Here is a 15447-nt window from a genome sequence, read left to right as displayed (position 1 = left end):
GACGGTTTCGGTGTCGGTTAAAACCCGATCACCGCGCCGTTATGGGTGAGGCTGCGGGCCGCGCAATCGAAGCGCATCAGATCCTCGCCCACCACCAGGCTGCCGGCGAAATCGGCGCGCACTTCGGCCAGCAAGGCGGCGCGGTCGAATTCCACCGGCACGAAATGATTCAGGATCAGGCATTTCACCTGCGCCTCGCGCGCCACCTTGCCCACTTCGCTGGACAGCGTGTGATAAGAGGCCACATTGCGTGTGCCTTCCTCGCTGCGAATACCGGGCCGGATCATGATTTCGCGGTGGATGAAGCATTCATGCACCAGCGCATCGGCGCCGCGCGATGCCTCGATCAGCTCCGGGCAATAGGCCGTGTCGCCGCTGAACCCCACGCGGTGATGAGCATCCTGGAAGATGAATCCGAAAGCATTCGTCACCGGCTGGTGCCGCACGCCCACCGCCGTGATGGTGAGGTCGCCCTCGCGCAGCACATCGCCGGGCTGCAACTCGGTCACGTCCAGTTCCAGCGCCTTGGTGGATGGGCGTTTCTCATGCGCGATGCGGGCATCCAGTTCGGGCTTCCACAAAGCCATCAGGCCATCGGCGAAGCGCTTGGTGCCGACCGGACCATAGATACGCTGCGGTCGGTCGCGGCCTTGATGCCATGAAGAAACAATCAACTGATACAGATCCACCAGATGATCGGAATGCAGATGGGTCAGCAGCAGCGCCTCAATAGCGCGGCCGGCGGTACCGGCCTCCACCAGGCGCTGGGTAACGCCCGAGCCGCAATCGATCAGATATTGCTTGCCCTGCCAGTCCAGCAGATTGGCCGGCCCGCGCCGCGCCGAGGAGACTTGCGGACAGCCGGTGCCGAGCAAGGTGATCTTCACAGCGCCATCCTCAGAAACGGCACCGGCTCGCCGGCTGCCACGGGCGGTGCCAACGGCGGGCGGATCACCAGGCAATCGGCATCCGACAACAACCGCAGCATGGAACTATCCTGCCGCGCAAACGGCCGCGCCAGCAGCCGGCCCTTATCATCGGTTTCCAGCTTGGCGCGCAAGTAATCCTCGCGCTTGTCGTTGGCGCCCAATGCTTCGGCGGCCAGAGCGATCTCGGGCTGCAAAGTCCAGTCCTGGCCCAGCATGGCCCGGATGGCAGGCTTCACGAACAGCAGCGCGCAAACCAGCGCGGAAACCGGATTGCCCGGCAGGCCGAGCAGCGGCATGTCTCCGAAACTCAGGGCCGCGCGGCCGAACATCAGCGGCTTGCCCGGCCGCATCGCAATGCGCCAGAAATCTATGCCGGCGCCGCCCGAGCCCAACACTTTGTGAATCAGGTCATGCTCGCCCACGCTGGCGCCGCCGAGCGTCAGCAGCATATCGCAGCCGCGCGCAGCCTCGGCCTTTTCGCGCAAGTCTGCCTCAGTGTCGCGCGCGATGCCGAGATCGACCGCCTCGCCGCCGCAAGCCGCAATCAAGGCGCATAGCCCGAGATTGTTGGAACTCACGATCTGGTTCGGCCCGATCGGATCGCCCGGCCGCGCCAATTCGTCGCCCGTGGCCAGCACCGCCAGGCGCGGCTTACGGCGCACCGCCAGCCAGGGCCGGTTCATCGCCGCGGCCAATGCGATATCGGCGGGGCCGAGTTGGCGCCCGATAGGCAGCAATTCATCGCCTTCGGCAAAATCCAGCCCGGCGCGGCGGATCCATTGCCCGGGCTTCGGCATCTCGCGCACACTCAGCAGGCCATCGGGCCCGAGATCGGCATCTTCCTGAATCACGATGGCATCGGCGCCATCGGGCAAAGGCGCGCCGGTGAAAATACGAACGGTTTCGCCCGCACCGACCTTGCCCGCGAACCGACCGCCGGCCGCCACGCTGCCGATGGGTTTCAGTTTATTCGCCAGGTCGACATGGCGCGCCGCCCAGCCATCCATGGCACTGACGGCAAAGGGCGGCTGGGTGCGCCGCGCTGACACTCCTTCCGCCAACACGCGGCCATGGGCGGCGGTCAGCGCAACGGTTTCCGCCGCCATCTTCGGCAAGGCGGAGACAATGCGGGTGCGGGCTTCGGCAACGGGGATCATCGCGCCTCGAAAACGCCGGACTTGCCGCCGGATTTATGCAGCAGCCTAATATCAGTAATCTGCATGGCGCGGTCCACCGCCTTCACCATGTCATACAAAGTCAGAGCCGCCACGCTGGCAGCGGTCAGGGCTTCCATCTCCACGCCGGTGCGGCCTTTCAGCTTGCAAGTGGCGGTGATCTCGATGCAGCTATCCTTGCGCTTGGGCGTCAATTCCACCGTCACCTTGCTCAATGCCAGCGGATGGCAGAGCGGGATCAGTTCATGGGTGCGCTTGGCGGCCATGATGCCGGCGATGCGCGCAGTGGCCAGCACATCGCCTTTCGGCGCGTTGCCAGACAGGATCAGTTTCAGCGTGGCAGGCAGCATCTTCACCCGGCAGCCGGCAACGGCCACGCGCTCGGTTTCCGCCTTCTCCGACACATCCACCATATGGGCGTTGCCTGCGGCATCCAGATGGGTGAGCGATGCTGTCTTGCGCGAAGCCATTCAGGCTGCCTTCTTGCCCGTCAGCAGCAATCGCGTGGCGGCTTCCACATCGGCCTGGCGCATCAGGCTTTCGCCGACCAGGAAGCAGCTTGCGCCCACCTTCGCCATGCGCTCCAGATCGGCCTTTTCATACAGGCCGGATTCACTCACCAGCGTGTAGCCCGCCGGCACCAGGGCAGCCAAAGCCTCGGTAGTGGCGAGATCGACGCTGAGGGTTTTGAGATTGCGGTTGTTCACGCCCAGCAGGCGGGATTTCAGTTTCAGCGCCCGTTCGGTTTCGGCGGCATCATGCACTTCCACCAGCACATCCAGGCCCCAACGGATCGCCGCATCCTCAAGCTCGGCGGCCTGGGCATCGCTTAAACACGCCATGATCAGCAGGATGCAATCGGCGCCCAGCGCGCGGGCCTCGGCCACCTGATAGGGGTCGAGCATGAAATCCTTGCGGATGATCGGCAGATCGACGGCGGCGCGCACCTGGCGCAGGTAATCGTCGTGGCCCTGGAAATACGGCATGTCGGTCAGCACGCTGAGGCAGCTTGCGCCGCCGGCGCGGTAGGCGCGTGCCAGGCTGGCCGGATCGAAATCGGCGCGGATCAGGCCCTTCGACGGCGAAGCCTTCTTGATCTCGGCAATCAGGCCATAGCCGCCGCCCGCCACCGTTGCCTTCAGCGCCTGATGAAAGCCGCGCGGCTTGGCCGTGGCCCCTGCCTCGGCTTCTACGGCAGACAGAGCCTTTGCCGCCTTGCTGGCGGCGATGTGCACGCGCTTGTCGGCGCAAATTTTTTCCAGAATGTCGGTCATTCTTCTTCGGCCGGCGGCGGTGCCGCATGGGTGATTTCGATCAGCTTGGCCAACACCGCACGGGCCTTGCCGCTGTCGATGGCTTCGGCGGCGAGCGCCACGCCGGCCTTGAGGTCGGCGGCCTTGCCGGCAATCACCAGGGCAGCCGCCGAATTGAACAGCACGATATCGCGGAACGCACCCTTTGCACCGTTCAGCACCGCGCGCAAGGCCACGGCATTGGTGGTGGGATCGTCGCCCTTGAGCTCCTCGAACTTCACCCGCGACAGGCCGGCATCCTCGGGCGCGATCTCGAAGGATGCCACCTTGCCATCCTTGAGTTCCGACACATAGGTGGGGCCGGTCAGCGTGATTTCATCCAGCCCGTCCGAGCCATGCATCACCCAGACCCGCTCCGAACCCAGCTTGCCCATCACCTGGGCCAGCGGCTCCACCCATTCGCGGGCGAACACGCCCAGCAATTGCCGCTTCACGGCGGCCGGGTTGGAAAGCGGACCAAGCAGATTGAAGATCGTGCGGGTGCCCAGCTCCACGCGGGTGGGGCCGACATGGCGCATGGCACCGTGATGGCGCGGCGCCATCATGAAGCCCACCCCGGCCTCGGCAATCGCGCGCTCGATCAGCCGCAGGTCGCAATCGATGTTCACACCCAAAGCCGTCAGCACATCGGCGGCGCCGGTCTTGGACGACAGCGCACGGTTGCCATGCTTGGCCACCGGCACGCCGCTGGCCGCAACCACCAGCGACGAGCAGGTGGAAACATTCCAGGTGCCCTTGGCATCGCCGCCGGTGCCCACGATATCGATGGCGCCGGCCGGCGCCTTCACGCCCAGCACCTTGGCACGCAAGGTCTGGGCGCCGCCGGTGATTTCGTCCACGGTCTCGCCGCGCACCCGCAGCGCCATCAGAAAGGCGCCCATCTGCGAGGGCGTGGCATTGCCCGACATCATGATATCGAAAGCCTGGCGGGCATCATCCACATTCAACCGGGCCCCGCCGGCCACCTGGCCGAGCAGGCGTTTGAATTCAGCCACATCGTTACGCGGATCGGTCATGCTGCGGCCTTCCCGCCAGAAATATTGCCGGCCGGATTGAAGCGCGCCAGCGCCTCTTCATCCACGCTCAGGCCGCATTGACGCAGGAAATTCGCCAGCATGGCCAGGCCATGTTCGGAGGCGATGCTTTCCGGGTGAAACTGCACGCCATGGATCGGCAGGGCGGCATGGGCCAGGCCCATCACCACGCCATCTTCAGCATGGGCATTGGCGCGCAGCGAATTGGGCAGGCTTTCCGGCGCCACCGTAAGCGAGTGATAGCGCGTGACCAGGAAATCCTGCGGCAGGCCGGCGAATACGCCGGTATTGTCGTGCCGGATGCGGCTCAGCTTGCCATGCAGCGGTTGCGGCGCCCGCACCACCTGGCCGCCGAAGGCCTGGCCGATCGCCTGATGCCCAAGGCATACGCCGAAAACCGGTACTTTCTCGGCCGCAGCACCGATCAACTCCAGGCAGATGCCGGCGCGGTCGGGGTCGCAGGGGCCAGGCGACAGCACCACCCCCTTGGGATTCAGGGCCATCACCTCGGCCACCGACTTCTCGTCGTTGCGGATAACCTCCACCCGCTGGCCCAGCATCCCGAAGTAATGCACCAGGTTCCAGGTGAAACTATCGTAATTATCGATCAAAACCAGCATACGGGGCCTTCCCAGCCAACAAGCCGCGTCACCATAGAAAATTACCGCCCCGGGGGAAAGCCATAGCCCTTCCGTACCGGCTTATCGTTTGCACGGAAACGATTTTTCCAGGGCGCCGGCAATCAGTTCGGCGCCGGAGCGAGACACCAGGCTGGGATTCAGCGCCAGCCAGTCGCGTACGATGAATTCCACCCGGGGCGGCGGCACCGCATCGGGCAGGCAGACCTTGCCGGATATCCGCAGGCTATCCAGGATACCGGCCACATAGCCCCGGCAATAGGCATCCTGCGAGCGGCAGGGGCGTTCGTCGATATTGGGGCCGGCGGCAACAGCCCCGCCCGCGATAGCCGCGCCGACGATAGCGGAAAATAACAAGCCTGCCGCAAAAACGCCTTTGTTTCGCGGCAGGCTATGATAAGCGTTGCGCCCACATGTTTTGTTCATGGTCGTGGCTTTCATGGTTTCCGCCCGCAATAGACAAGCCTTAGGCAGGCAGCGCGCAAACGGCAAGGGTCAGGCTGCGTCCCAGGCTGCGCAGCAGATTACGCTGGGGATCCGCCCAGCCAAGGCCAACGATCTGGAGGCATTGCTGGTTTTGGAGAATACCTGTTTCCAAAGCGACCGTATGTCGCGCCGCGCCTTCCGCCGCGCGCTGGGCAATCCGCGCGCGCAAATCGCCGTTGTGCCAGGCCCGGGTTCAGGCCTGGGTTCAGGCCCGAATTCAGGCCTGGGTTCAGGCCCGGATGGCGGCCTGCTCGGCGCCGCCGTGGTTTATACCAGGCAAGACAGCCCGGCGGCGCGGCTCTATTCGATTGCCGTGCATCCGGCGGCACGCGGCCAGGGGCTGGCCCGCCGCTTGCTGCGCCATATGGAAATCGCTGCCCAAAAAAACGGCGCACGGGAAATGCGGTTGGAAGTTTCGATCAACAACCGCGCCGCCCTCGCGCTCTACGAAGAATCGGGTTATGAGATATTCGCCCGGGTGAGCGGGTATTACGAGGATGGCGCCGACGCCCTGCGTCTGGCCAAGCCCCTCGCACCCCGCCCCGGATCAAACTGAGACGACCATCCGATGCATATCATCATCGTCGAACGCAAGACGCATTTCCGCTACCGCAACCCCGGTTGCCTGGTGCTGAACAACCGCGAATACATCACCCGGCCCGAGCTGGTGCAGGACAAGCGCGCCAAGATCATCAATCTGTCGAAAGACTATTCCTATCTGGGCTATGGCTATTACTGCTCGCTGCTGGCGGAAGCCCGGAACCAGAAGGTGATCCCCGGGGTCAAAACCATCCTGGAACTGCGCGAGCGCAGCATCTACACCCACACCCTGCCCGAACTGGACGAATTGCTGGCGCAGCAATTGAAGAAGCTGGTGATGATGCCCACCGCGCCCTTCACGCTGCATGTGTTTTTCGGCCGCACCGACGATCTGCGCTTTCCCGACCTGGCGCGCCGGGTGTTCGACGAATTCCGCTGTCCGATGCTCAAGCTGAACATCTCGCCCGAGGATGGCTGGCATATCGCCTCGATCCGCCCGATGTCGCTGTCGGACCTCAAGCCCGAACAGCAGGAATTCTTCGAGAAAACGCTGGATGCCTATACACGCGCCGGCTGGCGCACGCCCAAGGCCAAGAGCGTGGCGAAATACAGCCTGGCGGTGTTGCATAATCCGGCCGAGGCGCTGCCCCCTTCCGATCGCCGCACATTGCAGAAATTCATCCGCATCGGCGAACAGATGGGCGTGGATGTAGAGCTTATCGAGAAGAAGGATTATTCCGAACTCGCCGAATATGACGGCCTGTTCATCCGCGAGACCACGGCGCTGGATCACCATACCTACCGCTTCGCCAAACGCGCGGAGAATGAAGGCATGGCGGTGATCGACGATCCCACCTCGATCCTGCGCTGCACCAACAAGGTTTATCTGGCCGAATTGCTCAAGGCCAACAAGATTCCCACGCCGAAAACCGTGGTGCTGGATAAGAGCGGCATCGAAGCGGTGGAACAGGAAATCCCCTACCCGATCATCCTCAAGATTCCCGATGGCAGCTTCTCGCGCGGCATCGTGAAGGCGGCCAACCGCCAGCAATTGCTGGATGAAGCCAACCGGCTGCTGCGCGAGTCAGACGTGATCCTGGCGCAGGAATACCTTTATACCGATTTCGACTGGCGCATCGGCATCCTGCGCGGCGAGGCGATTTTCGCCTGCCAGTATTTCATGTCGCGCGGCCATTGGCAGGTGGTGAAGCATGGCGAAGGCGGCCGCTTCACCGAAGGCGGCTTCCGCACCATCAAGGTGGAGGATGCGCCGGCCGAGATCGTACAGATGGCGCTGAAAGCCGCCAGCCTTATCGGCGACGGCCTGTATGGCGTGGACCTGAAGCAGACCCCGAAGGGCGTGGTGGTGATCGAGGTGAACGACAACCCCTCGATCAATCAGGGCGAAGAAGACGCCGTGCTGAAGGACGAACTCTATCGCCGCATCATGCAGGAATTCATCCGCCGCATGGAAGGCAAGCCAGGCCAGGCCTCGGCGCCGGAAGCCGTCATTGCCGCGCTGCCCGCCCTGGCAGCGGCCGGGTTGGCGCTGCCGGGCGGCGCCCCCTCGCCGGCCCAGATCGCCGCCCAGGTTGCCGCCAAGGTGGCCGCCCAGGTATCGGGCGAAATCGCCTCGCGTATCGCCGCCGAGGTATCCAGCCAGGTGCTTAGCCAGGCGCTCAATGCCGCGCGGCCCCAGGTGGTAAGCACCGCCGCCACCGACGACGATCCGGCCTTGCCTTTCCCTGTCGGCGGCAATCGATAAAATCGTTATTTACAAATTATATCGATATTTCCCCAAACTATCGTTTTAAGGGTTATCGCATACGTGACCGCCGGCCCTGGAATTAGCCTTCGCTAAATTCCACCACCCGGGCTATTATCCCTGCGAGTACAAGTATCCCTGTGAGTACAAGGCGCTCCAAAAGCGCCGTTCCACGAAAACTCCCCCAAACGAACGTTGACGCAGGCAGTCGATGAGCAGGATCATTGGTATCGGTGTATTGGCGCTTGCCGTGGCAGGCGGTGCCGGATGGTGGCTTTATGGGCCTGAAATCCGCGAAAAGCTGGCGCCCACCGCAGCCGCCTCGGCGCCCGGCGCGCCCCAGCAGGGCAGCCAGCAAGCCCCCATTGCAGTAGAAATTCGCCAGGTAACGCTTGGTCGGGTGCGCGACCAGATCGAGGCGGTCGGCAGCCTGCGCTCTAATGAATCGGTGATTCTGCGTCCTGAGATTGCCGGTCGGATCAGCGAAATCCTGTTCGAGGAAGGCCAGCCGGTGAAGCGCGGCACGCCGCTGGTGCGGCTGGATGCCGCCATCGCCCGCGCCCAGGTGAACCAGGCCAAGGCCAGCATCGCGCTCAGCCGGGCCAACCATAGCCGCGCCGAGGAACTCTATGGCAAGGGCGCCGGCACCCAGCGGGCGCGCGACGAAACCATCGCCAAGCTTTCAGCCGACGAAGCCGCTCTGGCACTGGCCCAGGCGACGCTGGACAAAAGCACCCTGCTGGCGCCGTTCGATGGCGTGCTGGGTCTGCGCCAGGTCAGCGTGGGCGATTACGTCAATCCCGGCCAGGCGTTGGTGAACGTGGAAAGCCTGGATCAGTTGAAGGTGGATTTCCGCATTCCCGAGGTGCATTCGCAGCTCGTCGCCGTGAACCAGGCAATCCGCGTGCGGCTGGATGCCATTCCCGGCAAGACCTTCGATGGCAAGGTCTACGCCATCGATCCCGCTTTCGATCCCAATGGCCGCGCTGCGATACTGCGCGCCCGCCTGCCCAATCCCGAGCGCCAGCTCAATCCCGGCATGTTTGCCCGCGTAACCCTGATCGTGGAAGAACGCAACAACGCCATTCTGGTGCCGGAAACCGCCTTGGTGCCTTCGGGCCGCGACATCTACGCCTTCCGAGTGGCGGATGGCCGCGCCGTGCAAACCAAGCTGCGCATCGGCCTGCGCCGCGACGGCCAGGTGGAAATCCTGGAAGGCCTGGATCGTGACGACAAGATCGTGACCGAAGGCGTGCAGAAATTGCGCAACGGACAATATGTGCGGCCCGCCACGGCGCCCGCCCCCGTGGTGAAGGGGTCGTAAGCCATGGGGATTTCCGAACTCTGCATCCGGCGGCCGGTTTTCGCCACGGTGCTCAGCCTGGTCGTGGTGCTGATCGGCCTGGTGTCTTTCACCCGGCTCAGCGTGCGCGAATACCCCAATATCGACCCGCCCGTGGTGCTGGTGCAGACCACCTATCGCGGCGCCAGCGCCGAAGTGATCGAAAGCCAGGTGACCCGCGTGCTGGAGGAATCGATCTCCGGCATCGAGGGCATCGATACCGTGCGTTCGATCACGCGACCGGAAGCCAGCATGGTGGTGGTGCGTTTCAAACTGTCGCGCGATGCGGAATCCACCGCCAACGACGTGCGCGACCGCGTCAGCCGCGTGCGCGGCAAATTGCCCTCCGAAATCGACGAGCCGGTGGTATCCAAGGTGGAGGCCGATGCCCAGCCGGTCTTGTTCATCGCCTTCTCGTCCGACCGCCATTCCGCCCTTGAACTCAGCGATTACGCCGACCGCTTCGTGAAGGACCGGCTGCAATCCATCACCGGCGTATCGGAAGCCCGCATCTTCGGCGAACGCCGCTATGCCATGCGCATCTGGCTGAATGCCGGCCGCCTGGCCGCCTATAGCCTTACCCCGCAGGATGTGGAATCCGCCCTGCGCCGGCAGAATGTTGAAGTGCCGGCCGGCCGTATCGAAAGCCGCAATGTGGAATTCACCGTGCTGTCGGAAACCGACCTGCGCGATGCCGAACAATTCGGCGCCATCATCGTGCGCGAGGTGAACGGCTACCCGGTACGCATCCGCGATCTGGCGCGCGTGGAAGTCGGCCCGCAGGACGAACGCGTGAATGTGCGCTTCAACGGCAAACCCGCCGTGTCGCTGGGCATCGTGAAGCAGGCCACCGCCAACCCGCTGGATATCTCTGCCGGCGTGCGCGAGGCGCTGCCCGGCATCCTGGCCGAACTGCCCGAAGGCATGCGCGCCGATATAGCCTACGATACCTCCATCTTCATCCGCGCCTCGATCGATTCCGTGTATCGCACCATCGGCGAAGCCGTGCTGCTGGTGGTGGCCGTGGTGTTCCTGTTCCTGCGCAATCTGCGCGCCACGCTGATTCCGGTTGTCACCATCCCGGCCTCGCTGCTGGGCGCGTTTGCCATCATGCATGCGCTGGGCTTCACCATTAACACCCTCACCCTGCTGGCCATGGTGCTGGCCATCGGCCTGGTGGTGGATGATGCCATCGTGGTGCTGGAAAACATCTATCGCCATATCGAGGAAGGCATGGCGCCGATGGCCGCCGCCTTCAAGGGCGCCAAGGAAATCGGCTTTGCCGTGGTGGCCATGACGCTTACCCTGGCCGCGGTGTATGCGCCGATCGGCTTCATGAGCGGCACCACCGGCAGGCTGTTCACCGAATTCGCCTGGGCCTTGGCCGGATCGGTGCTGATATCGGGTTTCGTGGCACTGACGCTGAGCCCGATGATGTGCGGCCACATGCTGAAGCATGAGAGCAAGCATGGTTTCCTGTACAATCTGGTGGAAAATGTGCTGGTGGGCATTACCAACGGCTATACCAGCCTGCTGCGCGGTTCGTTGAAAGTACGGCCGCTGGTGATCCTGATCGGCGCGGTGTTCGCCGCCGCCAGCTATTTCATTTTCGCGGGCCTGAAATCCGAGCTTTCGCCGGTGGAAGATCGCGGCACCATCATCGGCAGCTTCAATGGCCCCGAAGGCGCCACGGTGAACTACATGGAGAAATATGCCCGCCAGGTGGAGGGCATCGTGGAGGGCATCCCCGAGGCCTATTCGCGCTTCGTGGTATCGGGCAATCCCATCGTGTCGCAGGGCGTGTCGTTCACCCGCCTGGCGCCCTGGGATGAGCGCCAGCGCAAGCAGCAGGATATCGTGACCCAGTTGGTGCCGAAATTCCGCGAACTGGCCGGCGTGCAGGGCTTTGTCAGCAATCCGCCGTCGCTGGGCCAGAATCTGCGCTCCTCGCCGATCTGGATCGTGGTGCAGGCCAGCGTGGAATCCGACGAGCTCAACCGTCTGGTCGAGCGGATCATGGTCGAAGCCCGCAAGATGCCGGCGCTCGACAATCTGGACACCCGCCTGAAGCTGAACAAGCCTGAAGTGAAGGTGGCGGTGAACCGCGACAAGGCCGCCGATATGGGCATCGAAGTGGATACCATCGGCCGCACGCTGGAAACCATGCTGGGCGGCCGGCAGGTCACCCGCTTCAAGCAGAACGGCAAGCAATACGAAGTGGTGGTGCAGGTTGCCGATGTGGAACGCACCAATCCCGAGGATCTGTCGAAAATCTATGTGCGCGGCAGCGGCGGCCAGATGGTGCAGCTATCCAACCTGGTGACCGTGCGGGAATCCCTCACCGCGCGCGAACTGACCCGCATGGGGCAGATCCGCGCCGCCGATATCACCGCCAACGTGGCTGCCGGCTATTCGGAAGGCGAAGCGCTGGCCCAGTTGGAAGCAGCAGCCCGCATGGTGCTGCCGCCCGGCGCGCAGATCGACTACAACGGCCAGTCGCGCGAATTCAAACAGGCTTCGGGCGACATCTATTTCACCTTCATCCTGGCGCTGCTGTTCATCTACCTGGTGCTGGCGGCGCAGTTCGAAAGCTTCATCGATCCATTCATCATCATGTTGACCGTGCCGCTTTCCATGACCGGCGCATTGCTGGCGCTGAAGCTGGGCGGCGGCACGATGAACATCTACAGCCAGGTGGGATTGGTCACCCTGGTTGGCCTGATCACCAAGAACGGCATCCTGATCGTGGAATTCGCCAACCAGCTGCAGGAGCAAGGCCGTTCGCGGCTCGATGCGGTGATCGAGGCGGCATCGCTGCGCCTGAGGCCGATCCTGATGACCACGGCGGCCATGGTGCTGGGTTCGGTGCCGCTGGCCATGGCCATGGGCGCCGGCGCGGAAAGCCGCAATCAGATCGGCCTGGTGATCGTGGGCGGCCTGCTGCTGGGCACCCTGCTTACGCTGTTCGTGGTGCCTACCGCCTATACCTTGCTGGCGCGCGACCGCAGCAAGCTTGCGCATAAGCATGCGGCAACAGCGGAGCCGCACCCGGCGGAATAAGGGCTTTATTCCGCCGCCTGGTTCACCGCTGCGGGTTCCACTTCTTCCGGCCGCAATGGAAATGCCAGGGCGCCGGCGAAGATCACCACGCCGCAAGCCGCCAGCACCATATACAAACTCTGGAAATCGCCGCTGCGGCCATGCAGCCAGGCGATCAACGGCACTGCCGTGGCGCTGGCGCCGAACGACATCACATAGCGCAAGGCGAAGGCCCGCGCCCGCCATTCATCGGTGGTGTAGCGCGCAATCATCGCATCGTTGATCGTCACCTGGCCGAACATGGCAAACATGATCCCCGCCGCCAGCCCGGCCAGCGGCCAGCCCACCGCCCAACCGGCCAGGAAAAAGCATGGCGCCTGCAGCGCCGCCACCGGGATGAACACCCGGCGCAGCGGATAACGGTCGATGATATTGCCGATGATCAACTGCGCCACGGCGCCGAACGAAAACACCAATGCCGCCACCGCGCCCACGCCGAAGGTGGACAAGCCGCCAAGATCCAGCCGCTGTTCGAACAGCTTGGGCAATGAAACCGTGCCGGCATTGAAGGTGAGCCCGCCGGCGATGGTGACCAGCGAAAGCACGGCAAAGGCCCGGATCACCACGCCGCGCGGAATCGCCAGCGGCTTCTTGGCCGCCGCCTTGGCGGCCTGATGCATATCCGGCACCAGCAGCAGATAGAAGATGCCGGCGATCAAAGCGGCGGCACCGGGCAGCATGAAGGCGGCGCGCCAGCCGAACCAATCCGACAGCGCACCGGTGATCAGCGCCGCCAGCGCCACGCCCATATTGCCCCATACGCCATTGATGCCGAGGTCGCGGCCCATCTTCTGCACATTGGCAATCAGCAGGGCGCCGCCTACCGGATGATAGATCGCGGCGAACATGCCGATGCAGAACAGCCCCACCGCCAAATGCCAGGGCTGGCTGGCAAAACCGGTGGCCAGGGCAGACAGGCCGATGCCGAAGAAAAACAGGATCATCATGCGATGCCGGCTCCAGCGATCGCCCAGCCAGCCGGCCGGTATCGAGAAGGCACCGAACGCGACGAAACCGCCCAGCGACAGCGCCAGCAATTCGCCATAGGGCAGCCCGAAGGCGCCTTCCATGGCCAGCACGGCGGTGGGAAAGATCAGCATCAGCATATGGTCGAAACCATGGGCGATGTTCACAAAAGTGACGATACGGCGCGACGCGGCGGCAGGCATGGGAGACTCCAGAATGACTTGTGATGGACAATCTACCTTGTCTGGTTCAATTTGTTCGGACATAAACTATCGCAAAACAGTCATGACCCGCAGCACAATAGCCGAAGACTACCAGATGGTGCCCCGCCCGGTGGCGGCCATGGCCAAGGGCTTTGCGGCCGGGCACCGGATTCCGCCGCATAGCCATCCGCGCGGACAATTGCTGCATGCGGTTTCGGGCACCATGCGGGTGGTGACGCCGGCCGGCGCCTTCATGGTGCCGCCGCTGCGCGCGGTGTGGATACCGCCCGGTCTGGAGCATGAAGTGCACATGGCCGGCCCGGTGGAAATGCGCACGCTTTACATTGCCGCCGATGCCGATCCCGGGCTGCCGCAGGATTGCCGGGTGCTGGATGTGTCGCTGCTGCTGCGCGAGTTGATCCTGGCTGCAATCGCCGAACCTGTGGAATACGACACCCAGGGCCGCGCCGGCCTGGTGATGCAGTTGATCCTGGCCGAACTGCGCCGCCTGCCCGCCCAGCCTTTGGGCCTGCCGATGCCCCAGGATATCCGGCTGCGCCGGCTATGCGACAGCCTGCTGAACCAGCCCGGCAGCACACTGACCCTGGAGGATTGGGCCAGCCAGGCCGGCGCCAGCGCCCGAACCCTGGCGCGGTTGTTTCAGCGCGAGACCGGCATGAGCTTCCGCCGCTGGCGCGAACGCGCCAGGCTTGCCGATGCGATGGCCCGTCTGGCCCAGGGAGAACCGGTGGCCCGGGTCGCCCGTCTGCTGGGCTATGACAGCGCCAGCGCCTTCAGCGTGATGTTCCGCCGCCAGCTCGGTGTTGCACCGCAGCGATACATACGCGGACATCAACCATCTATGCTTGTGACGGATGCGAGCAATCGTTAGTATCGCTTGCACATAAAAATAACTCGGAGGAAACAATGCTCATTCGTACTCTCAGCATAGCTGCGGCCACCTTTGCCTTTGGCGCCCTGTTTGCAGGCCAGGCTTCGGCGCAAATCCAGATGAAGGCCTCGCACCAATTTCCCGGCGGCAAGGGCGATGTGCGCGATGAAATGGTGCAGATCATCGCCCGCGAAGTGGCTGCCGCCAATGTGGGCCTGGATATCAAGGTATTCCCCGGCGCCAGCCTGGTGAAGGCAAACGAGCAGTGGAATGCCATGCTGAAGGGCCAGATCGATATCTCGGCTTTTCCGCTGGATTACGCCTCGGGCCGCCATCCGCAATTCGGCGCCACGCTGATGCCCGGCCTGGTGAAGAGCCATGAGCATGCCAAGCGGCTGAACACTTCGCCGTTCATGCAGGATATCAAGAAGGTGATCGAGGATGCCGGCGTGATCGTGCTGGCCGATGCCTGGCTTGCCGGTGCCTTCGCCTCGAAGAAAAACTGCATCCTCGAACCCGCCGATGCCAAGGGCCAGAAGGTGCGCTCGGCAGGCGCAACCTTCGCCGAAATGTGGGCCGGCGCCGGCGCTTCCATCGTGTCTATCCCGTCCAACGAAGTGTATAACGCGCTGCAGACCGGCGTGGCCGATGGCACCGATACGTCCACCGGCAGCTTCGTCTCCTTCCGGCTTTACGAGCAGGTGAGCTGCATCACCGCGCCGGGCGACAATGCCCTGTGGTTCATGTATGAGCCGGTGCTGATGTCGAAGGCCAGCTTTTCCAAGCTGAACGACAAGCAGAAGGCGGCCCTGATGGCTGCTGCGAAGAAGAGCGAAGATTATTTCGCCGGCGAATCCAAGAAGCTGGACGACGAAATGGTGGCGGCTTTCACCAAGGCCAATGTGAAGGTGGTGACCATGACCGCCGAGCAGGCCCAGAAATGGCGCGATGTGGCAGCCACCAGCTCCTATAAAACCTTTTCGGAAAAGGTGCCCGGCGGCAAGGAATTGATCGCCAAAGCGCTGGCGGTCAAGTAACCCTTCAGGCACAGGAATCCAATGCAGG

General features: G+C 63.5%; 14 protein-coding genes. 6 read left to right on the top strand and 8 right to left on the bottom strand.

The features are described 5' to 3' along the window. Window positions 1-17 precede the first annotated feature (17 nt). The 7 genes from KF827_RS05485 to KF827_RS05455 all read right to left on the bottom strand — a co-directional run bounded on the left by KF827_RS05485 (window position 18) and on the right by KF827_RS05455 (window position 5446). On the bottom strand, window positions 18-887 hold the full coding sequence (locus KF827_RS05485) for an MBL fold metallo-hydrolase (RefSeq protein WP_291001524.1): 870 nt from the start codon (window positions 885-887) through the stop codon (window positions 18-20). Beyond that, a complete protein-coding gene (gene glp, locus KF827_RS05480; RefSeq protein ID WP_291001521.1) occupies window positions 884-2086 on the bottom strand; it encodes a gephyrin-like molybdotransferase Glp in 1203 nt (400 codons plus the stop codon). The genes KF827_RS05485 and glp overlap by 4 nt, the downstream gene beginning before the upstream one ends. Next, on the bottom strand, window positions 2083-2574 hold the full coding sequence (gene moaC / locus KF827_RS05475) for a cyclic pyranopterin monophosphate synthase MoaC (RefSeq protein WP_291001516.1): 492 nt from the start codon (window positions 2572-2574) through the stop codon (window positions 2083-2085). The genes glp and moaC overlap by 4 nt, the downstream gene beginning before the upstream one ends. Continuing rightward, the gene (gene trpC / locus KF827_RS05470; protein WP_291001512.1) at window positions 2575-3378 is read right to left on the bottom strand and encodes an indole-3-glycerol phosphate synthase TrpC; all 804 of its coding nucleotides are present in this window, start codon (window positions 3376-3378) and stop codon (window positions 2575-2577) included. Continuing rightward, complete coding sequence (trpD, locus tag KF827_RS05465) at window positions 3375-4433, bottom strand: anthranilate phosphoribosyltransferase (protein WP_291001509.1); 1059 nt, start codon at window positions 4431-4433, stop codon at window positions 3375-3377. Before trpD ends, trpC begins: the two co-directional genes overlap by 4 nt. After that, window positions 4430-5071, bottom strand: coding sequence for an aminodeoxychorismate/anthranilate synthase component II (locus KF827_RS05460; RefSeq protein ID WP_291001506.1), 642 nt, complete (start codon window positions 5069-5071; stop codon window positions 4430-4432). Before KF827_RS05460 ends, trpD begins: the two co-directional genes overlap by 4 nt. 81 nt (window positions 5072-5152) lie before the next feature. After that, complete coding sequence (locus tag KF827_RS05455) at window positions 5153-5446, bottom strand: Rap1a/Tai family immunity protein (RefSeq protein ID WP_291001501.1); 294 nt, start codon at window positions 5444-5446, stop codon at window positions 5153-5155. A 67-nt stretch (window positions 5447-5513) separates the two neighbouring features. On the opposite strand from KF827_RS05455, the gene KF827_RS05450 reads away from it, so the two are divergent. The 4 genes from KF827_RS05450 to KF827_RS05435 all read left to right on the top strand — a co-directional run bounded on the left by KF827_RS05450 (window position 5514) and on the right by KF827_RS05435 (window position 12282). Beyond that, entirely contained in the window at window positions 5514-6131 is a 618-nt protein-coding gene (locus KF827_RS05450; RefSeq protein ID WP_291001498.1) for an N-acetyltransferase, read from the top strand. 12 nt (window positions 6132-6143) lie between these two features. Next, window positions 6144-7880 (top strand): RimK family protein, encoded by a 1737-nt coding sequence (locus tag KF827_RS05445; protein ID WP_291001495.1) that lies wholly within the window; start codon window positions 6144-6146, stop codon window positions 7878-7880. Between the two features lie 211 nt (window positions 7881-8091). Next, a complete protein-coding gene (locus tag KF827_RS05440) occupies window positions 8092-9204 on the top strand; it encodes an efflux RND transporter periplasmic adaptor subunit (protein ID WP_291001492.1) in 1113 nt (370 codons plus the stop codon). Window positions 9205-9207: 3 nt separating this feature from the next. After that, window positions 9208-12282: an efflux RND transporter permease subunit gene (locus tag KF827_RS05435; RefSeq protein WP_291001489.1), complete on the top strand. Its 3075-nt coding sequence runs from the start codon at window positions 9208-9210 to the stop codon at window positions 12280-12282. A gap of 5 nt (window positions 12283-12287) precedes the next feature. Here KF827_RS05435 and KF827_RS05430 read toward each other — a convergent pair whose 3' ends face one another. Continuing rightward, on the bottom strand, window positions 12288-13490 hold the full coding sequence (locus KF827_RS05430) for an MFS transporter (protein WP_291001486.1): 1203 nt from the start codon (window positions 13488-13490) through the stop codon (window positions 12288-12290). Window positions 13491-13572: 82 nt separating this feature from the next. Here KF827_RS05430 and KF827_RS05425 point away from each other — a divergent pair, with 82 nt between their 5' ends. Together KF827_RS05425 and dctP are read left to right on the top strand one after the other, a co-directional pair. Further along, a complete protein-coding gene (locus tag KF827_RS05425; protein WP_291001481.1) occupies window positions 13573-14382 on the top strand; it encodes a helix-turn-helix transcriptional regulator in 810 nt (269 codons plus the stop codon). 35 nt (window positions 14383-14417) lie between these two features. Next, window positions 14418-15419 (top strand): TRAP transporter substrate-binding protein DctP, encoded by a 1002-nt coding sequence (gene dctP, locus KF827_RS05420; RefSeq protein ID WP_291001478.1) that lies wholly within the window; start codon window positions 14418-14420, stop codon window positions 15417-15419. Window positions 15420-15447: the final 28 nt, after the last annotated feature.

The organism is Ferrovibrio sp., from assembly GCF_019636075.1.
Lineage (GTDB): Bacteria > Pseudomonadota > Alphaproteobacteria > Ferrovibrionales > Ferrovibrionaceae > Ferrovibrio.
Note: the sequence above shows the minus strand (reverse complement) of the source record. Positions and strands in the feature narration are given on the sequence as shown.